The following is a 24,883-nucleotide window of genomic DNA, read 5'->3' as shown; positions in this document are numbered from 1 at the left end:
TCATCCGATTCTCCTTGCCATCGCTCCGGGAGGGGCAGAGCATCGGTCCTGCCACAGTGGCCAGACCGTCGGGAGACGTTGGCCGTCACGTCCGGCCAGCGCCCTAGCTCCATGGGAGGAGATGATGGGTTCTACAGGCTCGGAGCGTGCTCAATCGGCAAGAGGATCGAGGGGTCCGCGGTGCATCGCCATCGTCGGGCCCTTCCAGAGCGGCAAGACCACGCTGCTCGAGGCGATCCTCGAGCGAACGGGCGCGGTGCAGCGCGCCGGCCGGGTGCCTGATGGCACCAGCGTCGGTGACGGCAGCGCCGAGGCGCGGGCCCACGGGCACGGCGTCGAGCTGAACGCCGCCACGGTCAGCTTCATCGACGACCGCATCACCTTCCTCGATTGTCCCGGTTCGGTGGAGTTCTCCGCCGAGGCACGGCCGGTGACGCCGGCCTGCGACGCCGCGATCGTGGTGTGCGAGGCGGACGAGCGGAAGCTGCCGGCCCTGCAGGTGATCCTGCGGGAGCTCGAGGAGGCCGGGGTGCCGCGCTTCCTCTTCCTCAACAAGATCGACACCCATGCCGGGCGCGTGCAGGAGACGCTGCAGATGCTGCAGACGGCGTCGCGCACGCCGCTGCTCCTGCGCCAGATTCCGATCTGGAAGAACGGCATCGCCGTCGGCTTCATCGACCTGGCGCTGGAGCGGGCCTTCATCTACCGCGAGCACGCCGCCAGCCAGGTCGTCGACATCCCCGCCGACGAGATCGGGCAGGAGAAGCAGGCGCGCTTCTCGATGCTGGAGCGTCTCGCAGACTATGACGACAGCCTCATGGAGGAGCTGATCGAGGAGATCGAGCCGCCGCGCGACCAGATCTTCGACGATCTCACCCGCGAACTGCGCGAGGGGCTGGTCGTGCCCGTGCTGCTCGGCTCGGCCGAGCGCGGCAACGGCATCACGCGGCTGCTCAAGGCGCTGCGCCACGAGGCCCCGGCCGTGGCCGAGACCCGCGCCCGGCTGGGCGTGACGCCGGACGGCGGGGCCATCGCCCACGTGATGAAGACCATCCACACGGCCCATGGCGGCAAGCTGTCGCTCGCCCGGGTGCTGCGCGGCTCCTTCAAGGAAGGCGACGTGGTGCTCGGATCGCGCGGCGCGGAGGTGCGCGTCGGCGGCCTGCAGCGGCTGACGGGCGGCGCGGGCGTGCGCGAGGCCGAGGCCCGCGAGGGCGACGTCCTCGCCTTCAACCGGCTGGAAGGCATCCACACCGGCGACACCTTCGCGGTCGGCAAGTCCCAGCCGCGCGCCATGGCCTCGACGGCGCCGCCGGACCCGGTGTTCACGGTCGCCATCGCCACGCGCGACCGCAAGGACGACGTCCGGCTCAACGCGGCCCTCGGCAAGCTCGCCGAGGAGGATCCGGCCCTGCTGGTCGACCACAACGGCGAGGCGGGCGAACTGCGACTCGCGGGGCAGGGCGAGGTGCACCTGAAGGTGGCGATCGAGCGCCTGGCCGGGCGCTACGGCGTGCAGGTGGACCGGCACGGCACGCGCGTCGGCTATCGCGAGAGCATCCGCCACAAGGTCAGCGTGCGCGGCCGCCACAAGAAGCAGACCGGGGGCCACGGGCAGTTCGGCGACGTCGTCATCGAGGTGGAGCCCCTGCCGCGCGGCACGGGCTTCCAGTTCGTCGACCGCATCACCGGCGGCGTGGTGCCGCGGCAGTACATCAGCTCCGTCGAGCACGGCGTGCGCGAGGCGCTGGCGGAGGGACCGCTCGGGTTCCCGGTCGTCGACGTGCAGGTGACGCTCACCGACGGCTCGTACCACTCGGTCGATTCGTCCGACATGGCGTTCCGGGCCGCCGCGCGCCTTGCCATGGCCGAGGCGCTGCCGAAGGCCGGGCCGATGCTGCTGGAGCCGGTGCAGGCGGTGGAGATCGCCATCCCGACCGATGCGATGAGCAAGGCCAGCGGGATCGTGTCGTCCCGCCGGGGCCAGATTCTCGGCTATGACAGCCGGCCGGGCTGGGACGGCTGGGACATCCTGAAGGCGCTGGTGCCGGAGGCCGAGATCGGGGACCTGATCATCGAGCTCAGGTCGGCCACCGCCGGCGTCGGCACGTTCCACGCGAGCTTCGACCATCTGGCCGAGCTCGCCGGGAAGCCGGCCGAGGCCGTGGTCCGCAACGAGGCGGCGCGCCACTGACGCTGTGCGAAGGATGCCGGGGCCGCTGCGGCCTCCGGCGTCCGCCGCCGCTCGTCGCTGCGCAAAAAAAAAGGCCGGACGCCTGGGCGCCCGGCCGTTGGATCTGGTCCGGATCAGAAACCCGAAAACCGTCCAGAGGGGAACGGTCCAACGCCATCTCGACACCGGGAGGGGAAGGTGGAGAGAGCGACCGGAACCGGGTCTGGATATGCCTTCTCCGACCCCTGCCTACAATGCATAAGCCAACATGCCTGCCATGCACGCAGCGGGAAGGCACGTCAGAAGTACGTGAAATTACGACGATTTTACGCGCCGAGCCTGTGCTGGTGCGGGGCGGCTGCCTCCGGTTTGTCTTGGCATCGGTCAAGAATGAAGCAGGCTTTCGAAGACTTTTCGAGGCCTGCCGCTCCTGCAACCCGGCGCGCGCTCCTGCCGGTTCCGGCCGTCCCGTACCGTCCCAGGTGAAGCCTCGCGTGCGGGGCGCGGCGATGCGTCGCGCCCCGCCGACGACTGACGATCCGAAGCGCGGATCCCTTTCCGGCGCCTGAGGCGCGCCGGGGATGATGGCGAAGGGCCGTCGAACGTCGGGAGCCCGCGACTCAGTAGGTCCAGCGCTGGGCCTTGCTGACGAGGAAGTCGCGGAAGACCTGGACGCGCGCGACGCTCTTCATCTCCTCGGGATAGACGAGGTAGCTGTCGAGCGACGGCATGTCGTTGAAGTTCAGCACCTGGACGAGGTTCGACTCCTGCTCGACGAGGTAGTCGGGCAGCACGGCGATGCCGACGCCGCGTTCCACCGCGCGCTTCAGCGCGGTGATGTTGTTCACCGTCAGCGCGGCCGGGCGCGGGTTCTTCGGGTCCCGGCCGACGGTCGTCAGCCAGTGGACGTCGACGAGGTAGGAGGGGGTCACGCCGCCGTAGGTGAGGATGCGGTGGCCTTCCAGCTCGGAGAGTTCCTTCGGCGCGCCGTGGCCCTTGATGTACTCCGTCGAGGCGTAGGCGTGGAAATGCACCGTGAACAGCTTGCGCTGGATGAGGTCGCCCTGCTGCGGCTGGCGCAGCCAGATGGCGACGTCGGCCTCGCGCATCGACAGGTCGAGTTCGTCGTCGGTGAGCAGCACCTGCAGGCGCACGTCGGGGAAGAGTTCGAGGAACTCCCCGAGGCGCGGCGTCAGCCAGTTGCTGCCGAGGCCGAGCGTCGTCGTCACGCGCAGGTCGCCGTGCGGCCGCTCGCGACTGTCCGTGAGCCGGGCGCGGGTCGACTCGAGCTTGAGCATCATCTCCTTGGCGGTGCGGAACAGCGCCTCGCCCTGCTCGGTGAGGATGAGCCCGCGCGCGTGGCGGTGGAACAGCGGCACGCCCAGGTCGCGCTCCAGCGCGCCGACCTGCCGGCTCACTGCCGACTGGCTCAGCCCCAGCGCGTCGCCGGCGTGGGTGAAGCTGCCGGCCTCGGCGGCCGTGTAGAAGATGCGGACCTTGTCCCAGTCGAGGGACGAGTTGATCGTGGAAAGCGGCATTACTCGGCAGCCTGACGTTCGAGGGCGTGGCCGGCCAGCCACCGCTCGGCCTCGAGGGCTGCCATGCAGCCGAGGCCCGCGGCCGTGACGGCCTGACGGTAGGTTTCATCGGTGACGTCCCCGGCGGCAAAGACGCCCGGGATGTTGGTGGCGGTGCGGCCCGGCACCGTGTCGATGTAGCCGGACGGGCGCATCGTCACCTGCCCGACGAAGAGCTCGGTCGCGGGCTTGTGGCCGATGGCGATGAAGACGCCGTCCGTCTTCACCTCGCGGGTGGCGCCCGTCCTGACATTCTTCAGCCGCACGTGGGTGACGCCGGGCGGCGTCTGGCTGCCGCAGATCTCGTCGATCGCGCTGTCCCAGATCACCTCGACCTTCGGGTGGGCGAAGAGGCGGTCCTGCAGGATCCGCTCGGCGCGGAAGCTGTCACGGCGGTGCACCACCGTGACCTTGGCCGCGAGGTTGGCGAGGTAGAGCGCCTCCTCGACCGCGGTGTTGCCGCCGCCGACCACCACGACCGCCTTGTTGCGGAAGAAGAAGCCGTCGCAGGTGGCGCAGGCGGAGACGCCGAAGCCCTTGAAGGCCTCCTCGGACGGGATGCCGAGCCATTTCGCCTGCGCGCCGGTGGCGATGATCAGCGCGTCGCAGGTGTAGGTGTCGCCGCTGTCGCCGGTGAGGCGGAAGGGACGGCTGCCCAGTTCCACCTTGACGATGTGGTCGGACACCATCCGGGTGCCGACGTGCTCGGCCTGCTTCTGCATCTGCTCCATGAGCCAGGGGCCCTGGATCACGTCGGCGAAGCCCGGATAGTTCTCGACGTCGGTCGTGATCATCAGCTGGCCGCCCGGCTGGAAGCCGGAGATGAGGACGGGTTCCAGCATGGCGCGGGCTGCGTAGATGGCTGCGGTGTAGCCGGCCGGTCCGGAGCCGAGGATGACGAGCTTGGCGTGCAGGCTGGGCATGGCGTCCCTTCAAGGTGGGCAAACAGAACCCTCGACGGCGCGGCGGACGCCGGATCAGTCAGGGGTTCCGTGCAGGATCCGATGGCGCGACAGGCGCTCTGCGAGCACCGCGGCGATGACGGGAGTTGAGTTTAGGGGTTCGTATGCATGGCTTTCAAGACGCCCCTGTGAAATTTGCACGGCTCCGTGATCGCGCAACCCCTGCACGAAGGCCTTCGCCTTCCGCGCGCTGCCCGGACGGCGTTCGGAAGGCTCGAAAACGAGGACGGGCCTGCCCGTTGCGCAGGCTTCGCCCACCATGTTCACCGAATCGGCCGTCACGAGGACGGCGTCTGCCAGCGCCAGCATCGGCACGTACGGGTTGTCCCCCGTCCCGTCCCACACGAAGCCGCCGGCGCGGCGGACGGTCGCAGCCACCTTTTCGGCCAGTGCGGGCGGGGTGCGGCGGCTCGTCGTCGCCATCAGCGAGACCCCTTGCGCGGCGAGGTCCTCCACCTGACGGGCGAGCCTCCCGATGTCTTCGTCCGTGAACCGGTGATGCCGGCTGTCGCCGCCGACGAGCAGGGCGACCCGTGGGGAGGGCAGTGCGGCCAGCGCGGGAGGGGGGGCCGCCCGCGCCGTGGCGAGCCGCTCCGCGTGGATGCGGTGGGGCGAGGTGAGCGTGACGATGACGTTGTCCCCGCGCAGCGCGTCGTGCTGCGGCACCCAGATCAGGTCGGCCGTGCCCGTTCCGGTGCGCGGATCCTTGAGGAAGACGGTGAAGGTGCGCCCCCGTGTCTCCCGGCGGATGCGGCGCAGCGAGGCGACGGCACGCCGCCCCGACGCGATCACGAGGTCGGGGTAGGGCGGGCGGATCGGGCTGCCCGGCCGGCCGGGCGCCTCCCGAGGATCGACGGGACCCCACGGCATCAGCCACGACCACGGCGGGCGGGGCGCGACGCGGCGCACCTCCGGTGTCAGGCCCAGCGCCTCGGCGACGCCGATGCACTGCACCTCGTCGCCGGCCTTGCCGTCGGTCAGGACCCAGCAGGTGGTGGTCGGGGGCACGAGCGCGGCCGTCATGGCGCCGGCTTTAGCAGAAATTGGCCGGAGTCGCGTCCCATTCCCGGTGTGCAACCGGTTGCAGAGGGGCGCGGGCGGGCCCATTCTCCCGGCCCGCGCAGCGCATGGGCGAGGACATGGCGTCGAACTGGCTGGATTTTTTCAACGGCGAGCACTCCATCTACGTCAACGCGCGGCACAAGATGCTGCACGACCGCCGCGTGGCGCAGGACGTGGCGGCCCTCGTCGAGGCGCCGGGAGCCGTGGTGCTCGACTTCGGCTGCGGCGAAGCGACCGAAGCCGCCGTCGTCGCTGCCCGCTGCAGCCGGCTGTACCTGTCGGACGCGGCTCCGGCCGTGCTGGGGCGCGTGGAGCAGCGCTTCGCCGGGCACCCCGTCATCCGGGCCGTCACACCCGCCGAGGTGGAGGCGCTGCCGGCCGGAAGCCTCGACCTCGTCGTCGTCAATTCGCTGCTGCAGTACCTGCCGCGCGCCGACCTCGTGCGCTGGCTGTCGATCTGGCACGACAGGCTGCGCCCCGGCGGGCGGCTCGTGCTGGGCGACGTCATCCCGCCCGACGTGAGCCCCCTTACCGACGCCGCCGCCCTGCTGCGCTTCGGCCTCGAGGGCGGTTTCCTCACCGCGGCCGTCGCCGGGCTCGTGCGCACCGCGCTCTCCGACTACCGCACGCTGCGGGCCCGCCTCGGGCTCACGACCTACGAGGAGGGCGACATCCTCGCCCTCGTCGAGACCGCCGGCTTCACCGCGTCGCGCCGCCACCCCAACATCGGCCACAACCAGGCGCGCATGACGATCGTGGGGGAGAAGCGGGCGGAGGAGGGCGGCTGAGGGGGCGATCAACGTCACTCGCCTTCGGGGCGCCGCCACACGCCCACCGCCCCTCATCCGGCTGCGCAGCGGGTGCGGGCTGTCGCCCGCTGCCGCCTCCTTGGACGGCGCCTCGCAGCCGTCAGGGAATCCTGCCGCGGCCGAAGGTCCACCAGCGGTTCGCGGCGAAGCTCCACAACATGACGATCCCCGTCGTGGCCACCTGCGCCGGCAGGTAGGGCAGGGCGAGCCGGCCCGTCAGGAGGGCCATGATCAGCCCTGTGAGCACGAATCCGACGCCAGCCACCACCGCAAAGCGCCACGTCGCCTCGCGGTGCGGGCGGTCGCTGGCGAAGACGTGCCGCCGATTGAGAAGGTAAGACACCACGCCGCCGAGGATGTAGCCCGCCAGTGTCGCCGGCACCGGTCCCGCCCCGGCGCCCTCGACGAGGCCGATGAGCGTGCCGTAGTGGGCCACGGCGGCGACGAGGCCGACGCCGAAGAAGGCGGAGAACTGGCGGGCGAGGGTGCGCGGATCGAGGTCCATGGCCCTCGATAGCCCGGGGCGGAGCCGGGCGGAAGCCGTGGATCGCCTGCCCTTTCCGCTTCCCTCACCGGCGATTCTCGTCTAGGAACTCGCGACTTCAGCACGAGGTCGATGCGCGCGCCGTCCGGGTGCGGGGTCCTGCCGGGACGCCGCGACGGGTGCAGAAAAGCGCGGGCGGGGGCCGGTTTCCGGCCCTTTTTCATGAGCGGGCGCCTCTCGCACCCGCCCAAAGCGACGAAGGGCGACATGCCGAAGCGGACAGACATCTCCACCATCCTCATCATCGGTGCCGGCCCGATCGTCATCGGCCAGGCCTGCGAGTTCGACTATTCGGGCACGCAGGCGGTGAAGGCGCTGAAGGAGGAGGGCTACCGCATCGTCCTCGTCAATTCGAACCCGGCGACGATCATGACCGATCCGGACATGGCGCACCGGACCTATGTCGAGCCGATCACGCCCGAGATCGTCGCCAAGATCATCGAGACCGAGCGCCACGTCATCCCCGGCGGCTTCGCCCTGCTGCCGACGATGGGCGGCCAGACGGCGCTCAATTGCGCCCTGTCGCTGAAGAAGATGGGCGTTCTGGACAAGTTCGACGTCGAGATGATCGGCGCCACGGCCGAGGCGATCGACAAGGCGGAGGATCGCGAGCTCTTCCGCGACGCGATGACCAAGATCGGGCTGGAGACGCCGCGCTCGCACCAGATCAAGACCCTCGCCGGCGCCCTCGAGGCGCTGAACGACATCGGCCTGCCCGCGATCATCCGCCCGTCCTTCACCATGGGCGGCACCGGCGGCGGCATCGCCTACAACAAGGCGGAGTTCATCGAGATCGTCGAGCGCGGCATCGATGCCTCGCCGACGAACGAGGTGCTCATCGAGGAGAGCGTGCTCGGCTGGAAGGAGTTCGAGATGGAGGTGGTCCGCGACCGGGCGGACAACTGCATCATCGTCTGCTCCATCGAGAACATCGACCCGATGGGCGTGCACACGGGCGACTCGATCACCATCGCCCCGGCGCTGACGCTGACCGACAAGGAATACCAGTGCATGCGCGACGCCTCGCTCGCCGTGCTGCGCGAGATCGGCGTCGAGACGGGCGGCTCCAACGTCCAGTTCGCGGTCAACCCCGAGAACGGGCGGATGATCGTGATCGAGATGAATCCGCGCGTCTCGCGCTCCTCGGCCCTGGCGTCGAAGGCGACGGGCTTCCCCATCGCCAAGGTCGCGGCCAAGCTCGCGGTGGGCTACACGCTCGACGAGATCGCCAACGACATCACCGGCGGGGCCACCCCGGCGTCGTTCGAGCCGACGATCGACTACGTCGTCACCAAGATCCCGCGCTTCGCCTTCGAGAAGTTCCCCGGCGCCGAGCCCACCCTCACCACGTCGATGAAGTCGGTCGGCGAGGCGATGGCCATCGGCCGGACCTTCCAGGAATCGCTGCAGAAGGCGCTGCGCTCGCTGGAGACGGGGCTCACCGGCCTCGACGAGATCGAGATCGAGGGCCTCGGCCAGGGCGACGACAAGAACGCCATCCGCGCCGCGCTCGGCACGCCGACCCCCGACCGCCTGCTCAAGGTGGTGCAGGCCATGCGGCTGGGCTTCGACGTCGAGCAGATCTACCAGGCCTGCAAGATCGACACGTGGTTCCTCGAGCAGCTCGCCGGCATCGTCGAGACCGAGGAGAAGGTGCGCAGGTTCGGGCTGCCGACGACGCCGGGGGCGTTCCGCCAGCTCAAGAGCATGGGCTTCTCCGACGCGCGGCTCTCCGTGCTGGCGAAGCTGCCGGAGGCCGAGGTCACCAAGCGGCGCCGGGCGCTCGACGTGCGGCCGGTCTACAAGCGCATCGACACCTGCGCGGCCGAGTTCGCGTCGCCCACGGCCTACATGTACTCGACCTACGCGCCGCCTTTCGCCGGGCAGCCGGCCGACGAGGCGAAGCCGTCCGACCGCCGGAAGGTCGTCATCCTCGGCGGCGGTCCGAACCGCATCGGCCAGGGCATCGAGTTCGACTACTGCTGCTGCCACGCCTGCTTCGCGCTGTCGGACGCCGGGTTCGAGACCATCATGGTCAACTGCAACCCGGAGACGGTCTCCACCGACTACGACACCTCCGACCGGCTCTACTTCGAGCCGCTGACGGCCGAGGACGTCATCGAGATCCTCAAGAAGGAGCAGGAGAACGGCACGCTGCTCGGCGTCATCGTGCAGTTCGGCGGGCAGACCCCGCTGAAGCTCGCCAAGGCCATCGAGGCCGCCGACATCCCGATCCTCGGGACCTCGCCCGACGCCATCGACCTCGCCGAGGACCGCGACCGCTTCAAGCGGCTCCTCGACAAGCTCGGCCTCAAGCAGCCGCAGAACGGCATCGCGTACTCGGTCGAGCAGAGCCGGCTCGTCATGCTGGACCTCGGCCTGCCGCTCGTCGTGCGCCCGTCCTACGTGCTCGGCGGCCGCGCCATGGAGATCATCCACGACGAGGCGCAGTTCGATCGCTACCTGCTCGGCACGCTGCCCGAGCTCGTGCCGAACGACATCAAGGCGCGCTACCCCAACGACAAGACGGGGCAGATCAACACGGTGCTGGGAAAGAACCCGCTGCTGTTCGACCGCTACCTGTCGGACGCCATCGAGGTCGACGTCGACTGCCTCGCCGACGGCAAGGACGTGTTCATCGCCGGCATCATGGAGCACATCGAGGAGGCGGGCATCCACTCGGGCGACTCGGCCTGCGCCCTGCCGCCGCACTCGCTGAAGCCGGAGGTGATCGCGGAGCTCGAGCGGCAGACGCGGGAACTGGCGCTGGCGCTCGACGTTGGCGGCCTCATGAACGTGCAGTACGCGCTCAAGGACGGCGACATCTACGTCCTGGAGGTCAATCCGCGCGCCTCGCGCACCGTGCCCTTCGTCGCCAAGGTGATCGGCGAGCCGATCGCCAAGATCGCCTCGCGCGTCATGGCGGGGGAGAGCCTGGGCTCCTTCGGGCTCAAGCCGAAGGCGCTCGACCACATCGGCGTGAAGGAGGCGGTGTTCCCGTTCGCCCGCTTCCCGGGCGTCGACGTGCTGCTCGGGCCGGAGATGCGCTCGACCGGCGAGGTGATCGGCCTCGACCGCTCCTTCGGCGTGGCCTTCGCCAAGAGCCAGCTCGGCGGCGGCACCAAGGTGCCGAAGGCGGGGACGGTGTTCGTCTCCATGCGCGACGGCGACAAGGAGCGCATCCTGCCGAGCATGAAGATCCTGTCGGACCTCGGCTTCCAGATCGTCGCCACCAGCGGCACGCAGCGCTTCCTCGAGGAGAACGGCGTCAAGGCGGCGAAGATCAACAAGGTGCTTGAAGGCCGGCCGCACGTGGTGGACGCCATCAAGAACGGCGGCATCCAGCTGGTGTTCAACACCACCGAGGGCAAGCAGGCGCTCGCCGACAGCCGGTCCCTGCGCCGGGCGGCCCTCTTGCATAAGGTGCCGTATTACACCACGCTAGCAGGCGCGGTCGCGGCCGTGCAGGGGATCAAGGCCTATCTCGGCGGCGATCTCCAGGTGCGTGCGCTGCAGGATTATTTCGGGGCGCGGGCCTGATTTCGGTCGGGCGCGGGCTTTTTTCGTTGTCCCACGACTGTCGCCTCCCGGGGACCCTATTCGGGTCCGCGGCGGCGTCGTCTCCCAAGGCAAGTCTGCGACGGAACCGACGATGGACAAGATTCCGATGACCCCCGGCGGCTACAAGGCCCTCGAGGAGGAGCTGCGCAACCGCCAGCAGGTGGAGCGCCCGCGGATCATCGCCGCCATCTCCGAGGCCCGCTCGCACGGCGACCTGTCGGAGAACGCCGAGTATCACGCCGCCAAGGAACAGCAGTCGCTGAACGAGGGCCGGATCGCCGAGCTCGAGGACAAGCTGTCGCGCGCCGAGATCATCGACGTCTCCAAGCTGTCGGGCTCCACGATCAAGTTCGGCGCCACGGTGAAGCTCATCGACGAGGACACCGAGGAGGAGAAGACCTACCAGATCGTCGGCGAAAGCGAAGCCGACGTGAAGTCCGGCAAGGTCTCCATCACCTCGCCGATCGCCCGCGCCCTCATCGGCAAGAAGACCGGCGACAGCGTCGAGGTCAACACGCCGGGCGGCGGCAAGAGCTACGAGATCGTCGACGTCCTCTTCGTCTGAGACGGCCGCAACGCCCTCGACGCCGGAACCCGCCATGAGCCTCGCTGATCTCTCCGCCCCGCGCCCGATGCTGGCGCGCCTCCTCGCGTTCTCCCTCGCCGTGACGGCGGCCCTTCTCCTGTTCGCTGCCGCGCCGGCGATGGCGCAGCAGCGGTTCAGCGCCATCGTCGTCGACGTCACCCCGCTGCGCACCAAGGGCGGCGGGCCGTTCGGCCTCAGCCAGTACGGCCTCTTCGCCGACCGGACGCAGCAGGTGATGCTGCAGGAGGCCCGCCGCATCTTCGCCGCCAACCTCGCGCCGGGTGACCGCCACGCTCCCACGCTCGTCATCCGCATCGACGCCGTCCAGTTCGGCACCGGCAGCAGCGGCGAGCCGAACCAGTCGGTGATCCGCGTGACGGACTACATGGAAGGGGCCGCCCTGATCATCGCCGGCGGCAAGGTGATCCGCCAGGAGCCGATGCTCGGCGCCTACGAGAACGTCATGGGCCCCGGCCTGATGTTCGCCGACAATGCCGGCCCGCGCCTTCAGGCGCTTTGCGCCTTTTACGCCGGCTGGCTGAAGCGCAAGCTGGGCGTGTAGCCGTCGCGCAGGCGCGCCGCGCGCCTGACGGCGCACGGGCCCTCCGCAACTGGCCTCCGCCTCTCCATTCCCAAGGCAGCCTCGACAAGGACGCCCTCGCGGACGGCGCGGCTCGCCGTCCGGCCAGCCCGCCGGCCCGCCTCACACGGGCGCGATGGGTTCGTCCTTCACCTTGTCCAGCGCCACCGCGGTGCGGATGGTGCGGACGTTCGGCAATGCGGTGAGGTCGGCAACGAGCTGCTGGAAGGCCCGCAGGTCGGGCGCCACGCCCTTGATGATGAAGTCGATGTCGCCCGACAGCGTCCAGCACTCGCGCACGGCAGGCCACTCGCGCATGGCTGCACGGAAGGCCGCGAGGTCGGCCTCGGCCTGGCTGGCGAGGTGGACGAAGGCGAAGAAGACGATGTCGTAGCCCAACCGCTTCTCGTCGACGAGCGCGCGGTAGCCGGTGATGACGCCCGTCTCCTCGAGCGCCCGCACGCGGCGCAGGCTCGGCGGGGCGGACAGGCCCAGCCGGCGCGCCAGCTCCACGTTGGTCATGCGGCCGTCGGCCTGCAGTTCGTGGATGATCCTGAGGTCGACATCGTCGAAGTCGGAAGCCAAGGTCCGGCGGTCTCCTGAGTGGCGCCACCTGTTTAAAGCATCGCGGGGCCGGCTGGATACCGGCCGCAGGACAGGACGGCGCGCTGCCGGGCCTCCGGCGGCCGGGCGTCCCAAGGCCCACGCAAGAACCTTGCCGGGGCGCGCTGCGGGCGCGCCGGCTACTTGTTGACGCTCTTCAGGAACGCGAGGAAATCGTCGATCTCGCGGGGTTCCATGCGGAACTCGGGCATGGCGATGCCCTCGTGCCCCACGGTGATGCCCTCCGCGAGCGCTTCCTGAAGGCTGTCGATCGGGTAGCGCTCCGACAGCGTGCGGAAGGGCGGCGCCTTCGGGTTCGGGCTCTCGCCCGAGGTGCCGATCGCGTGGCAGATGGCGCATTTCTTCTCGGCGATGTCCTTGCCGCGCGCCGGGTTGCCGGCGGCGAGGGCCGGCGCGGCCGCGAGGACGAGGCCGGCGGTGAGGACGAGGACGCGGCGCATGGGTCTCCCCATTTCAGAAAAGGACGATTCGGAGGATGCCCCAGCCTAGCCGGGCGCATCCCCGGCCGCCATGGCGACGAACGTCGTGGCTTCAGTGGGGAACCGGCGACGCGTCGGCGGGCATCAGGCCGAGATCGTCCCGGCGCATCCAGCGCCAGGTCATCAGCACGGCCACGACGGCGAGGCCGGCGGCGAGGCCCATCCAGATGCCGGTGCCGCCGAGCGGCGTGAGGAAGCCGAGCAGAGCGGCCATCGGCAGGCCGATGCCCCAGTAGCCCGCCAGCGCGTACATCATCGGGACGCGCGTGTCGTGCAGTCCGCGCAGCATGCCCGCGCCCAGCACCTGGGCGCCGTCGGCGACCTGGAACACCGCGGCGACGGCGAGGAAGACGACGGCCAGCTCGATGACAGCCGCGTTCGAAGGCAGGTCGAGGTCGAGGAACGCGCCGATGAGCGGCCGCGGCGTCGTCACCATGACGAGGGCCATCAGTGCCATGAAGCCCGTGCCGAGCGCGAAGGCGGTCCAGCCGGCGAGGCCCACGGCCTCCCGGTCGCGGGCGCCGTAGGCGAGGCCGACCCGCACCGTCACCGCCTGCCCGAACCCCATCGGCACCATGAAGGTGAGGGATGCGATCTGGATGGCGATGGCGTGCGCGGCCAGCGCCGTGGACCCGATGAGCCCCATCAGGAACACGGCCGCGTTGAAGATGCTGACCTCGAAGAACAGCGTCGCGCCGATGGGCAGCCCCAGCCGCCAGAACTGCGCGAGGCGCGCCCAGTCCGGCCGCCAGAAGCGGCCGAACAGCCGGTAGCGCCGGAACCGCCTGTCGCGCATGACGACCGCCGCCAGCAGGCCGAACATCAGCAGCGAGGACAGCGCTGTGGCGATGCCCGAGCCGACGAGGCCGAGGGCCGGCGCGCCGAGATGGCCGAACATCAGCACCCAGTTGGCGCCGGCGTTGAAGACGAGCGCGATGACGCAGGCGACGAGCGCCCAGCGCGGGCGCTCCAGCGCCGCCACGAATGAGCGCAGCACGAGATAGGCGAGAAAGGGCAGCATGCTCAGCATGAGCGTGCGCAGGTAGGCGCCGGCCATGGCGGCCAGCGCCGGCTCCTGGCCGAGCAGCAGCATGATGGCCTCGCCGTTCCACAGCACGACCCAGCTCGGCAGCGACACCATCACCGACGCCCACAGGCCCTGCCGGACCGTGCGGCGGACCTCGCGCACCGCGTACCGGTTGCGGCCGCGCTCGGCGGCGATCATCGCCGAGGTGGCGCTCATCACGCCGATGCCGAAGATGAGCACGGCGAAATAGAGGTTGGCGCCGAGCGCGCCCGCGGCGACCGCCTGCGGCCCGAGCCGGCCCATCATGAGCACGTCGGTCGCGGTCATGCCCGTCTGGGCCAGGTTCGTCAGGATCATGGGCCACGCCAGCACCAGCGTGGCCCGCGCCTCCGCCAGCCACGCCTGGCGCCCGGTCGCGGCCGGCACCGTCATGTCGCTCATGGCCGTCCTTCTAGGGGCAGAACGTGACGGTTCCAAGCATGAGCGTGGCGGCGGCCGGTCAGGCCCGGGCCTGCGGCGAACGGCTGCAGCCCTTGCGGGCGGGGGCGAGGACCCCCACATCCCCATCGAGGTTGCGTGGAGAACCCCCCGTCTCCGCAACCCAGCACCGCCAGGAACCCGCGGCCGACGCCGGATGAACGCGCCGCCGCAGGTTCTCTGGCGGTTTCTTTTTGTGCGGCCGTCAGGCCCCTCATCCGCCCCGCGGGCGCGGGCCTTGGCCCGCTCCCGCATCCTTCGAAGCACGAGCGGGGCAAGCCCGGCGCGTTCCGGGGCACCTTCTCCCCGCTGGCGGGGAGAAGGTGGCGCGAAGCGCCGGATGAGGGGCCTCTTGTGACGATCCTGCGAAGCGCCGGATGAGGGGCCTCTTGTGACGATCCTGAGAAGCGCCGGATGAGGGGCCGCTTCCTCGCGACGAGAAGAGCGGCACCGCGGTCGATGCCGGCTTGCCGGAACCTGCGTCCCGGCGCCCCTCCAGTGGAGCGGGCTGCCTCAGACGAAGGCGAACACGCGGGTCGGGCCTCCGGTCGCGCCTCGGATCTTGGGCGCGCCGACGACGAGCATCGCGCCCTTGGCGGGCAGGCGCCCGAGGTTGGCGGCGCATTCCAGGCCCCAGCGCCCGGCCGGCAGCCAGGCGTAGTGTGTGGCGAAGTCGGGCGAGGGACCGAAGTCGAGCGACAGCGTGTCGACCGCAATGCCCGACGCCGTGGTCGTCTCCAGCAGCATCTTCGCCGCCTCGACGTGGAAGCCCGGGAAGTGCATCACCTTCTTGTCGTCGGCGTTGCGGAACTTCGGGCCCGTCACGAAGGCGTCCCAGCCCGACAGCATGGCGACGCAGGCCTTGCCCGGGATCGGGCCGTTCCTGCCCACCCACGCCTTGATGTCGTCCGGCGTCACCTGCGCGTCGGGGTTGCCGGCGGCCTTCTCGCGGATGTCGATGACGGCGAGCGGCACCACGAGGTTCTCGACCGGAATCTCCGCGACGCTGCGCCCGTCCGCGGAGAAGTGCAGTGGCGCGTCGAGGTGGGTGCCCGTGTGCTCGTTCACCACCCACTCGTTCAGGTTGAACTTGTGCTCCTTGTAATTGAACTTGTTGACGATCTTCAGCTGCGGCTCGCCGAAGAAGGTCGGGAAGTCGGGGTAGAGCTCATGGGTCAGGTCGCGCACGCCCGCCGCCGAGACGGCGACGGTCGGCGCCTGGGCGGCGGCGGGCGTGACAGCCACGCCGGCTGCGGCGGTGGCCACGGCGGCCGCGGCTGCGCCGCGGAAGAGGCTGCGGCGGTCGAGCATCCGGCGCTTGACGCCTTCGATGACGCAATGCTGGCACATGATGGAGGCTCCCTCGGGGCCGCGGCCGTCGCTGCGTCGCCGGCCGTCGGCGCCTGAAAATCATGAGGCCGGGTTCTGCCAAGTCAACGGCTGCGCACGGGTGTCAGCCCGCGCGCTTGCCGCCTGTGAGAGCGAGCCGGCACGGATGCCGCGGGTTGTTCACGCAAGAATGCCGAACGCCGGTTTCCACGCGTCCGCCGCATGTTCTAGCGTGGCCCTGCCGAGGGAGACTCCGCATGGCCACCGTGAAACTGCTTGCCGACCACGAACTTTCGCCGGAGGCGAAGGCGGTCTTCGACGACATCCGGGCGACGCGGCGCAGCGACTACGTCAACGACTTCTGGCGCGCGCTCGCGCACGACCCGGCGACGCTGCGGCGCACCTGGGAGAGCATCCGCCAGGTCATGGCACCGGGCGCGCTCGATCCCAAGGTGAAGGAGATGATCTACGTGGCCGTGTCCATCGCCCACGGCTGCAGCTACTGCATCCATTCCCACACCGCGGCGGCCCGGGCCAAGGGCATGACCGACGCCGAGCATGCGGAACTCGTGGCGATCGTCGGCATGGCCTCGGAGACCAACCGGCTCGTCACGGCGCTGGGGGTCGAGGTGGACGACGTCTTCAAGGTCTGAGGCCTGGCGCCTCTTTCAAGGGACACGATGCCCGGTCGGACGCGCCGGGCCGGGAGGGGAGGGCGCATGGCGCTGGAATTCCTGCCGCCGCTGGAGCGGCTCACCCAGATTTTCGCCAACGCCACGGCCCCCGCCTTCTTTCTCGGCGCGGTGGCGGCCTTCGTGTCGCTGATGACCAGCCGCCTCGCCGTCGTGCGGGACCGCGCGGTGAAGCTGCAAGCAGCCGCGCAGACCAAGGAGAAACGCATTTTCATCAAGCAGATGAAACGGTTGATCCGGCGGGCCCGCCGCCTGAACGACGCCATCGTGCTGACGCTGGCCAGCGGCATCTGCGCGACGCTGCTGCTGACGGTGCTGTTCATGTCGCAGTTTCTCGGCGAGGACCACGCCTATGGCGCCGCGGTTCTCTTCTGCACGGCCACGCTGCTGCTGAGCGCAGCCTTGTACCTGTTCTTCGACGAGGCCCGCCTCGCCCGCTACGAGTCCGACGAGGAGGTCATCGCCGGGATCGACGCCGGCATGCTGGACGAGGGCTAGTTGGTGGGCGTGCGGGCGTTGTGGACCTGCACGCATTCGACGAACGCCTGCCACACCTTGACGTCGAAACCGGCAGGGTAGGTCTCGGATCGTCCTTCAAGCGTGATGACGACGTGAGTCGACAGACTAAAGACGTGGAATGCCTTCGGCGGAAGGAAGATCGTGATCCAGGTTACGCCCGGTGAGGACCAACGAGCCGACTGGATCATGATGTCTTGCCCCAACGACTTGTTGACGAAAGCAACCTTGGCCTGCCCCGACTGACCCTCCCGTGGCTGCAGTCCTCGAAGCCTAACCCACAGTTCGGTGTTGTCGCCCCACGCGCCGAGGGCGACGCGTCCCCCGCGGCGCTCGATCAGGCACGTCGTCTGGTACTGGCCCGGGGTGTAGGTGACGACCCACTCGCCGAACCGGCGATAGACGCTCGTCTTGTACTCGAAAGCCCCGGCCGGACCGACGAGCATCCACGCCGCCAGGACCAGGCGTGACACGCGTCGCATGAACATTCTCCCCCGGCCAGATGGACCGGAAGGCATTGTGGGACAGGCGTCTCTACGCGCTCCTTGATGCAGGACAACGCATGCGTCCGGGCGAAGATGTGGCCCGCGGTCGCTATGTCCCGACAGACCATTCCGCCCGGCTCACCCGGGCTCGCCCCATGAATGGTGTCGTGGGATCTGTCCCGGCGGCCCGCATCCGGGCCGGCGGACTCAGTTGTCGAGGAAGCTGCGCAGCTTGCGCGAGCGGCTCGGGTGCTTGAGCTTGCGCAGCGCCTTCGCCTCGATCTGGCGGATGCGCTCGCGCGTCACCGAGAACTGCTGGCCGACTTCCTCCAGCGTGTGGTCGGTGTTCATGCCGATGCCGAAACGCATGCGCAGCACGCGCTCCTCGCGCGGCGTGAGCGAGGCCAGCACGCGCGTGGTCGTCTCGCGCAGGTTCGACTGGATCGCCGCGTCGATCGGCAGGACGGCGTTCTTGTCCTCGATGAAGTCGCCGAGGTGGCTGTCCTCCTCGTCGCCGATGGGCGTCTCGAGCGAGATCGGCTCCTTGGCGATCTTGAGGACCTTGCGCACCTTCTCCAGCGGCATGGCCAGCTTCTCGGCCAGTTCCTCCGGCGTCGGCTCGCGGCCGATCTCGTGCAGCATCTGGCGGCTGGTGCGGACGATCTTGTTGATCGTCTCGATCATGTGCACCGGGATGCGGATGGTGCGGGCCTGGTCGGCGATCGAGCGGGTGATCGCCTGCCGGATCCACCACGTGGCATAGGTCGAGAACTTGTAGCCGCGGCGGTACTCGAACTTGTCGACGGCCTTCATGAGGCCGATGTTGCCCTCCTGGATCAGGTCCAGGAACTGCAGGCCGCGGTTCGTGTACTTCTTGGCGATGGAGATCACGAGGCGCAGGTTCGCCTCCACCATCTCCTTCTTCGCCTGCCGGGCCTCGCGCTCGCCCTTCTGCACCATGTGCACGATCTTGCGGAATTCCTGGATCTCCAGGCCCGTCTCGGAGGCGAGGTTGTGGATCTCCTGGCGGATGTCCTTGATGGCGTCCTTGTCGTTCGCCACGAAGTCCTTCCAGCCGCGGGTGCCGAGCTTGGAGACGCGCAGCAGCCACTTCGGGTCGAGCTCCGACCCCTGGTAGTTCTTCAGGAAGTCGTCGCGGGCGACCTTGTAGCTCTCGGCAAGCCGCATCAGCCGACCCTCGAGGCCGATCAGGCGCTTGTTGATGTCGTAGAGCTGCTCGACCAGCGCCTCGATGCGGTTCTGGTTGAGCGACAGGGACTTCACGTCCGTGACGATCTCTTCCTTGAGCTTCTTGTACTTGCGCTCCTGGGCCGGCGTCAGCGACGTGTTCTGCAGCTTGGACTCGACGTTCTGGTCCTGCAGGCGGCGCAGCTTCTTGTAGGCATCCGCGATGCGGTCGAAGGTCTCGAGCACCTTCGGCTTCAGCTCGGCTTCCATGGCCGACAGGGAGACGTTGTTCTCCATGTCGTCTTCTTCCATGTCGCCTTCGGGGATCGGCGGCTCGGCCCCCTCGGCGAGCGCCGTCTCCTCCTCGCCTTCCTCGGCCTCGCCGTCAGCCTTCGGGCCGCCCTTGCCGTCCGGGCCGGCATAGGTCGCCTCGAGGTCGATGATGTCGCGGAGAAGGACCTTCCCGTCGTTGAGCTCGTCGCGCCAGATGATGATGGCCTGGAAGGTCAGGGGGCTCTCGCAGAGCCCGGCGATCATCGCCTCGCGGCCGGCCTCGATGCGCTTGGCGATGGCGATCTCGCCCTCGCGGGAGAGGAGCTCGACCGAGCCCATCTCGCGCAGGTACATGCGGACCGGGTCGTCGGTGCGGTCGGCGGGTTCGGCGCGCTCGGCCTTGGCCACGACGGCCCGCGGCGCCGCCTCGACGAGGTCGCCGCCTTCCTCCTCGTCGTCGCCACCCTCGGCCGTCTCGGGCCGCTCGCCGTCAGCCTCCTCCGACTCGACGACGTTGATGCCCATCTCGTTGAGCATCGCGAGGATGTCCTCGATCTGCTCGGAGGTGACCTCCTCGGACGGGAGCACCTCGTTCAGTTCCTCGTACGTCACAAACCCGCGCTTCTTGGCGAGCTTGATCATGCGCTTGACGGCCTGGTCGGTGAGGTCGAGAAGCGGGCTGTCCGTCTGCGGGGCATCCGCCACGTCGCCGTCGGCCTTCTCGTTGCTCTTCGTCGCCATTGCCCGTTCGCTCCACGCATGCCGCGGACGGTGCAGGCACAAAGGCGCCCGGTCGGCCACGGAAGTTCCGTCCATGCAAGAGAGGGCGGGACAGGTGTCCCCGTCCGCCCGCTTTGCATCCCTTCGCCCATGAGTGTCGCGAATCGATTAAGTGAGCCTTAACCGTTCGATCGCCCCGACGGGCCGACCGCTGCGACGTTTCACGGGTTCTGCAACCCCGACCCGGCTCCGTCGCCGGCGCGACTGCGATCGGCAGTGGCACCGCAACCGGCACGCCGGAAGCTCTCAATCCCCCAGTGTCAGGCTTCGTTCCGGTCCGCGAAGGCGTCCCTGTCGGCCTCCACACCATCCAGCGCCGAAATCTGCACCTGCAGATCGCGAATCCAGGCGAGGTGGGGCTCGGTCGGGTCCTGCGCGAAGGCGGTCTCCGCCAGCCTGAGCTCGTTATGTAGCGTGAGGGCGCGCCTGTGCAAGGTCATCGCCTGTCGCAACGTATCCCTCACTTCCGTGGGATCGGCGCCCGAGTCAAGACACCATCGGTCCCCGGGGCGCACCGCGGCGACGAGCCGGCCAAGCCCGGGGCCGTGGCCGGCGGCCTCCAGGGCGGCACGCAGCCGGGCCGATGCGGCGGCAGGGTCGGCCTCGCCCACCTCGCCGGTGTCGCCCTCTGCCGCGGCGTCCACCAGCGCCTCGCGCAGGCGCAGGGCGTCGGCGTGGGCGAGGTCGAGCCCCGCAAGGGCCTCCACCTGCTCGGCGAGCAGCGCCGGATGGCTGGCCAGTGCCAGCACGATCAGCGCCTCGCGCGGGGAGGGGCCGGGCGAACGCGTGAACAGCGGGCTCGCGGCCAGGCTCTGGCTGGCGCGCAGCCGCTCCGGGACGCCGGTGGGGCGGCGCGGGTCGCGCCCGCCGCGCCGGTCCTGCTGCCAGCCGCGCCGTCCGGCGCCCTCGCCGCGGCCCCCGCCGGCCTGCGGCAGGATGGCGCGCAGCCGCGCGTCCATCTCGGCGCGGTAGTGCTTGCGAAGGTCCTCGTCCTTCACCGCCGACAGGATCTCGCGCAGCCGACGCTCCAGCGCGGCCCGGCGCTCCGGCGTGTCGAGCGGCCCGGCCTCGACCTCGCGGGACCACAGCACATCGACCAGCGGTTGCGCCGCCTCCAGCACCCGGGCGAGCGCCGGCTGGCCGCCGGAGCGGGCGAGGTCGTCCGGGTCCTGGCCCTCCGGCAGCATGGCGAAGCGCAGCGACTTGCCCGGCTGCAGAAGGGGCAGCGCCGTATCGACGGCGCGCCAGGCGGCGCGGCGGCCGGCCTTGTCGCCGTCGAAGCAGAGGATCGGCTCGTCGGCCATGCGCCAGAGCAGGCCGAGCTGGTCCGGCGTCAGCGCCGTGCCCAGCGGGGCGACGGTGTTGGGAAAGCCCGCGACGCTCATGGCAATGACGTCGACGTAGCCCTCCACGGCGATCACCGTCCCGCGGTCGTGTGACGCCTTGCGCGCCAGATGATGATTGTAGAGGACGCGTCCCTTGTGGAAGAGCGGCGTGTCCGGCGAATTCAGGTACTTGGCCGGGACGTCCTTCTCCATCGCCCGGCCGCCGAAGGCGATTACCCGGCCGCGCGCGTCGTGGATCGGGAACATGATGCGGTCGCGGAACCGGTCGTAGGGGACGGCCACGTCCTCCGCCGCGATCAGCAGGCCCGCCTCGATCATCACCTCCGCCGGCACGCCCTTGCCGGCGAGGTGGTCGCGCAGGGCGAAGCGCTCCGCCGGCGCGTAGCCGAGGCCGAACTGCTCGCGCGTCGCCGGCAGAAGCCCCCGCCCGTCCAGATAGGCCCGTGCCCGGCCCCCGCGGCCGCCCTTGAGCTCGGCCTGGAAGAAGGCGGCCGCCAGTGCCATGGCCTCGCCGAGGCCCTTGGCCTTCTGCTCGTGCTCCTCCGCCTCGCGCGACTGCTTCGGCAATTCGACGCCGGCGAGGCCCGCGAGCCTCTCGACCGCCTCGGGGAAGGGCAGGCCTTCCGTTTCCATGAGGAAGGTGAAGATGTCGCCGTGCTTGCCGGACGAGAAGTCGTGGTAGAAGCCCTTCTGGTCGTTGACGAAGAAGGACGGCGTCTTCTCGGCGTTGAAGGGCGACAGCCCTTTCCACTCGCGCCCCGCCTTCTGCAGCCGCACGCGCTTGCCCACGACCTCCGACACCGGAAGCCGCGCACGGATCTCGTCGAGGATGCCGGGCGGAAAGCGCATCGCTCCGCAATATAGGGCGGCGGCGAGTCGGCCGGGAAGCGCCGCGGCTTACTCCCGTTATCCACAGGGTGGGCGGTTCGCCGTTGCTGCCTCTAGGGCAGGTCGTCGAGATCGAGGTCCGCCAGAACGAGCGGCAGGTCGGGCGCCAGGGTCGGAACGAGGGGCGTGTCGGCCGCGTGAACCGTCAGGTGGGCGTATCCGGCATCCCCGGGCCCCGTGAAGACATGCGTTTCCCGTCGCACCGCGTCGATCACCCACAGTTCGCGCACGCCGAAGCGGGCGTAGACCGTCGGCTTGCGATGCAGGTCGTAGCCCAGCGACGAATCCGCCACCTCGACCGCCAGCAGGATCGAGGGGCCGGTGATGGTGCGCAGGGTGACGGGCGCGCGAAAGACGACAAAGTCGGGTTCGAGAAACGTATCCGGCGACAACCGGAACGTCGTCTCCGGCACGATCTGGAGGTCCGCGGCCGCAGCCCTGTTCCAGCTTCGGTTCACGGCCGCCTTCAGGACCTCGTGGTGAATTCCCTTGGCCGGCATGACGACGAGCTCTCCGCCGATGAGCTCCAGCCGGTCGTCCTCCGACAGCAGGCCGCACTCCACCATGCGCTCGACCTCCGCCACGCTGAAGGCGCGGCGGGGCAGGCCTTCGGCGGCCTGCGTCTGGCGGATCGAGCCGGGAAAGGGGACCGGAGCGTTCATCGGCATCAGGCTAGTATGCCGCAGGACGCGCCTTCCAGAAATCGGGAGTTGCAGTTCCGGGGCGACGCACGCCCCGAGACGCAGTGATCCGCGCTGCGGCGACGGGGCGCTCAGCCTGCCAGCTTGGCCTTGATGGCCGCGCTGGCCTTGCCGAAGTCCATGCGGCCGGAGAACTTCTCCTTGAGCGCCGCCATGACCTTGCCCATGTCCTTCATGCCTGCCGCGCCGGTCGCGGCGATGGCGGCGTCGATGGCGGCCGAGACCTGCGCCTCGTCCATCTGCTGCGGCATGAAGCCCATGATGATGGCGATTTCCTCGCGCTCCTGGGTCGCGAGGTCCTCGCGGGCGTTCTCCTCGTAGATCTTCAGGCTCTCCTGGCGCTGCTTCACCATCTTCTGGAGGAGACCGAGGATCTCGTCGTCGGAGAGCGGGTCCTTGCCTGCGCCGCGGGCCTCGATGTCCCGGTCCTTGAGGGCCGAGGTGATGAGACGGATCGTGGAGACGCGCCGCTTGTCCCCGGCCCGCATGGCGTCCTTCAGGGCGGCGGTGAACTCGTCGCGCATGGCGCTCTCCTGCGATGAGGGCTCCCGCCGACGGCGGAACGGCCCGTACGGCCGCGCATAAGTCTCTGCGCAGCCTTGTGAATTGTCCCTCAGGGCGGTTGACGCGGCGCGGCGACGCGCCTAGTGTCCCGCGCCATGACGCCGGACCATGGTCCGGTCGAAGGCGCACGGCCGCGAGCACGCGGGCCGGCCCGGGCCGCAGGACTTAGGACGAAAATGGCGACGCTTCAAGATCAGGCCACCTCCGGCCCGGCTTCCGCCGGCTGGGAAGAACCCCGTCCCACGGCGCTGCTCGTCCTGGCGGACGGCACGGTGCTGGAAGGCTTCGGGATCGGCGCGACGGGCGAGGCCGCGGGCGAGGTCTGCTTCAACACGGCCATGACCGGCTACGAGGAGATCCTCACCGATCCCTCCTATGCCGGGCAGATCGTGACGTTCACCTTCCCGCACATTGGCAACGTGGGCACCAACGAGGAGGACGTCGAGACGGTCAACATGGCCGCGGCCTCCGGGGTACGCGGCGTGGTGGTGCACACCGCCGTGACGAGCCCGGCCAACTGGCGCGCCACGCGCCACTTCGACGCCTGGCTCAAGGCGCGCGGCATCGTCGGGCTCGCCGGCATCGACACGCGAGCGCTGACCGCGCTCATCCGCGAGAAGGGCATGCCCAACGCGATGATCGCCCACGACCCGGCCGGGTACTTCGACGTCGCCGACCTGAAGGCCAAGGCCGCGGCGCTGCCGTCGATGGACGGGCTCGACCTCGTGCCGATGGTCACCGCCGCCCAGCGCTTCGACTGGGACGAGACGTCGTGGGTGCTCGGGCAGGGCTATGGCCGGATCGGCGAGGGCCGGCACCACGTGGTCGCGATCGACTACGGCGTGAAGCGCAACATCCTGCGCCTGCTGGCGGACCGCGGCTGTCGCGTCACGGTGGTCCCCGCGACGACCCCGGCCGAGGACATCCTGGCGCTGAAGCCCGATGGCGTGTTCCTGTCCAACGGCCCGGGCGACCCGGCTGCGACCGGCGAGTACGCCGTCCCGGTGATCCGCCGCATCCTCGACGCGCGCATCCCGACCTTCGGCATCTGCCTCGGCCACCAGATGATGGCGCTCGCGGTCGGTGCGAAGACGCGCAAGATGCACCAGGGCCACCACGGCGCGAACCACCCCGTGAAGGACTTCACCACCGACAAGGTGGAGATCGTCTCGATGAACCACGGCTTCGCGGTGGACCGCGAGACGCTGCCCGCCAACGCGAAGGAGACGCACGTCTCCCTCTTCGACGGGTCGAACTGCGGCATCGCGCTCACCGACCGCCCGGCCTTCTCGGTGCAGCACCATCCCGAGGCCTCGCCCGGCCCGCAGGACAGCCACTATCTCTTCGATCGCTTCGTGAAGCTGATCGAGGACCGCAAGGCAGCCTGACGCGGGGGCGGGCGCACCGCCTGCTTGCCGAGCCTCGTTTCTCCGGCGTCATCCCCGGCCGGAGCGTCGCAGGCGCGCAGGGACAAGGGATCCAGCGGGTCTCCGGATGCGAGGCGCCGGCGACGGCCAAGTGCCTCGATCTCCTTCCCGGCCTGCGGCGCAGGCCGCCGGGGATGACGGCGCCAGGCTCGCGCGGCGTCCCGGGCCGACGGGTGGGTCCGTCGGCGGTCTCGTCCCATACCCCCGCAGGCGGGGCCTTTTGGACGGCCTCC

21 protein-coding genes are annotated in these 24,883 nt (G+C 69.7%); 8 read left to right on the top strand and 13 right to left on the bottom strand.

Annotated features, from left to right (window positions below):
* Nucleotides 1-124 precede the first annotated feature (124 nt).
* Complete coding sequence (locus ACX9GQ_RS12170; RefSeq protein WP_459629880.1) at nucleotides 125-2,194, top strand: elongation factor G; 2,070 nt, start codon at nucleotides 125-127, stop codon at nucleotides 2,192-2,194.
* 599 nt (nucleotides 2,195-2,793) lie between these two features.
* Here the strand turns inward: ACX9GQ_RS12170 and ACX9GQ_RS12165 are convergent.
* From ACX9GQ_RS12165 to ACX9GQ_RS12155, 3 genes are read right to left on the bottom strand one after another with little or no spacing between them, the layout of a single operon-like run.
* Nucleotides 2,794-3,711 carry a LysR family transcriptional regulator gene (locus ACX9GQ_RS12165; protein ID WP_459629809.1) on the bottom strand — a complete coding sequence of 306 codons (918 nt, stop codon included), beginning with the start codon at nucleotides 3,709-3,711 and terminating at the stop codon, nucleotides 2,794-2,796.
* On the bottom strand, nucleotides 3,711-4,673 hold the full coding sequence (gene trxB, locus ACX9GQ_RS12160; RefSeq protein WP_459629808.1) for a thioredoxin-disulfide reductase: 963 nt from the start codon (nucleotides 4,671-4,673) through the stop codon (nucleotides 3,711-3,713). Before trxB ends, ACX9GQ_RS12165 begins: the two co-directional genes overlap by 1 nt.
* 54 nt (nucleotides 4,674-4,727) lie before the next feature.
* Nucleotides 4,728-5,735, bottom strand: coding sequence for a mitochondrial fission ELM1 family protein (locus ACX9GQ_RS12155; RefSeq protein ID WP_459629807.1), 1,008 nt, complete (start codon nucleotides 5,733-5,735; stop codon nucleotides 4,728-4,730).
* Between the two features lie 104 nt (nucleotides 5,736-5,839).
* Between ACX9GQ_RS12155 and ACX9GQ_RS12150 the strand changes: the two genes are divergently transcribed.
* On the top strand, nucleotides 5,840-6,562 hold the full coding sequence (locus ACX9GQ_RS12150) for a class I SAM-dependent methyltransferase (protein ID WP_459629806.1): 723 nt from the start codon (nucleotides 5,840-5,842) through the stop codon (nucleotides 6,560-6,562).
* 121 nt (nucleotides 6,563-6,683) lie between these two features.
* Here ACX9GQ_RS12150 and ACX9GQ_RS12145 read toward each other — a convergent pair whose 3' ends face one another.
* Entirely contained in the window at nucleotides 6,684-7,088 is a 405-nt protein-coding gene (locus ACX9GQ_RS12145; protein ID WP_459629805.1) for a GtrA family protein, read from the bottom strand.
* Between the two features lie 246 nt (nucleotides 7,089-7,334).
* Here ACX9GQ_RS12145 and carB point away from each other — a divergent pair, with 246 nt between their 5' ends.
* The 3 genes from carB (at nucleotide 7,335) to ACX9GQ_RS12130 (ending at nucleotide 11,836) form a co-directional block, all read left to right on the top strand.
* A complete protein-coding gene (carB, locus tag ACX9GQ_RS12140; protein ID WP_459629804.1) occupies nucleotides 7,335-10,667 on the top strand; it encodes a carbamoyl-phosphate synthase large subunit in 3,333 nt (1,110 codons plus the stop codon).
* Between the two features lie 112 nt (nucleotides 10,668-10,779).
* Nucleotides 10,780-11,253 (top strand): transcription elongation factor GreA, encoded by a 474-nt coding sequence (gene greA / locus ACX9GQ_RS12135; RefSeq protein WP_459629803.1) that lies wholly within the window; start codon nucleotides 10,780-10,782, stop codon nucleotides 11,251-11,253.
* Nucleotides 11,254-11,287: 34 nt separating this feature from the next.
* Complete coding sequence (locus ACX9GQ_RS12130) at nucleotides 11,288-11,836, top strand: hypothetical protein (RefSeq protein ID WP_459629802.1); 549 nt, start codon at nucleotides 11,288-11,290, stop codon at nucleotides 11,834-11,836.
* A 141-nt stretch (nucleotides 11,837-11,977) separates the two neighbouring features.
* On the opposite strand, the gene ACX9GQ_RS12125 is transcribed toward ACX9GQ_RS12130, so the two are convergent.
* The 4 genes from ACX9GQ_RS12125 to ACX9GQ_RS12110 form a co-directional block, all read right to left on the bottom strand.
* Nucleotides 11,978-12,439, bottom strand: a complete 462-nt coding sequence (locus ACX9GQ_RS12125) for an Lrp/AsnC family transcriptional regulator (RefSeq protein ID WP_459629801.1) — start codon at nucleotides 12,437-12,439, stop codon at nucleotides 11,978-11,980.
* Between the two features lie 158 nt (nucleotides 12,440-12,597).
* Entirely contained in the window at nucleotides 12,598-12,918 is a 321-nt protein-coding gene (locus ACX9GQ_RS12120; RefSeq protein WP_459629800.1) for a c-type cytochrome, read from the bottom strand.
* Nucleotides 12,919-13,009: 91 nt separating this feature from the next.
* Nucleotides 13,010-14,425 (bottom strand): MATE family efflux transporter, encoded by a 1,416-nt coding sequence (locus ACX9GQ_RS12115; protein ID WP_459629799.1) that lies wholly within the window; start codon nucleotides 14,423-14,425, stop codon nucleotides 13,010-13,012.
* A 549-nt stretch (nucleotides 14,426-14,974) separates the two neighbouring features.
* Nucleotides 14,975-15,811, bottom strand: coding sequence for a cyclase family protein (locus ACX9GQ_RS12110; RefSeq protein ID WP_459629798.1), 837 nt, complete (start codon nucleotides 15,809-15,811; stop codon nucleotides 14,975-14,977).
* Between the two features lie 236 nt (nucleotides 15,812-16,047).
* Here ACX9GQ_RS12110 and ACX9GQ_RS12105 point away from each other — a divergent pair, with 236 nt between their 5' ends.
* Together ACX9GQ_RS12105 and ACX9GQ_RS12100 are read left to right on the top strand one after the other, a co-directional pair.
* The gene (locus ACX9GQ_RS12105) at nucleotides 16,048-16,443 is read left to right on the top strand and encodes a carboxymuconolactone decarboxylase family protein (protein WP_459629797.1); all 396 of its coding nucleotides are present in this window, start codon (nucleotides 16,048-16,050) and stop codon (nucleotides 16,441-16,443) included.
* A gap of 66 nt (nucleotides 16,444-16,509) precedes the next feature.
* Nucleotides 16,510-16,980: a DUF2721 domain-containing protein gene (locus tag ACX9GQ_RS12100; protein ID WP_459629796.1), complete on the top strand. Its 471-nt coding sequence runs from the start codon at nucleotides 16,510-16,512 to the stop codon at nucleotides 16,978-16,980.
* On the opposite strand, the gene ACX9GQ_RS12095 is transcribed toward ACX9GQ_RS12100, so the two are convergent.
* From ACX9GQ_RS12095 to ACX9GQ_RS12075, 5 genes are all read right to left on the bottom strand, one after another.
* A complete protein-coding gene (locus ACX9GQ_RS12095; RefSeq protein ID WP_459629795.1) occupies nucleotides 16,977-17,480 on the bottom strand; it encodes a hypothetical protein in 504 nt (167 codons plus the stop codon). The genes ACX9GQ_RS12100 and ACX9GQ_RS12095 overlap by 4 nt on opposite strands.
* Nucleotides 17,481-17,690: 210 nt before the next feature.
* Nucleotides 17,691-19,685: an RNA polymerase sigma factor RpoD gene (gene rpoD / locus ACX9GQ_RS12090; RefSeq protein WP_459629794.1), complete on the bottom strand. Its 1,995-nt coding sequence runs from the start codon at nucleotides 19,683-19,685 to the stop codon at nucleotides 17,691-17,693.
* Nucleotides 19,686-19,984: 299 nt separating this feature from the next.
* Nucleotides 19,985-21,919 carry a DNA primase gene (dnaG, locus tag ACX9GQ_RS12085; protein ID WP_459629793.1) on the bottom strand — a complete coding sequence of 645 codons (1,935 nt, stop codon included), beginning with the start codon at nucleotides 21,917-21,919 and terminating at the stop codon, nucleotides 19,985-19,987.
* Nucleotides 21,920-22,011: 92 nt separating this feature from the next.
* Nucleotides 22,012-22,620 carry a Uma2 family endonuclease gene (locus tag ACX9GQ_RS12080; RefSeq protein ID WP_459629792.1) on the bottom strand — a complete coding sequence of 203 codons (609 nt, stop codon included), beginning with the start codon at nucleotides 22,618-22,620 and terminating at the stop codon, nucleotides 22,012-22,014.
* A 110-nt stretch (nucleotides 22,621-22,730) separates the two neighbouring features.
* Nucleotides 22,731-23,183, bottom strand: a complete 453-nt coding sequence (locus tag ACX9GQ_RS12075) for a GatB/YqeY domain-containing protein (RefSeq protein ID WP_459629791.1) — start codon at nucleotides 23,181-23,183, stop codon at nucleotides 22,731-22,733.
* Between the two features lie 216 nt (nucleotides 23,184-23,399).
* On the opposite strand from ACX9GQ_RS12075, the gene carA reads away from it, so the two are divergent.
* Nucleotides 23,400-24,611 carry a glutamine-hydrolyzing carbamoyl-phosphate synthase small subunit gene (gene carA / locus ACX9GQ_RS12070; RefSeq protein ID WP_459629790.1) on the top strand — a complete coding sequence of 404 codons (1,212 nt, stop codon included), beginning with the start codon at nucleotides 23,400-23,402 and terminating at the stop codon, nucleotides 24,609-24,611.
* The last annotated feature ends 272 nt before the right edge of the window (nucleotides 24,612-24,883 follow it).

This window comes from Alsobacter sp. R-9 (assembly GCF_054612375.1).
The sequence above is the reverse complement of the archived record's forward strand: the minus strand, read 5'-3'. Positions and strand labels throughout refer to the sequence as shown.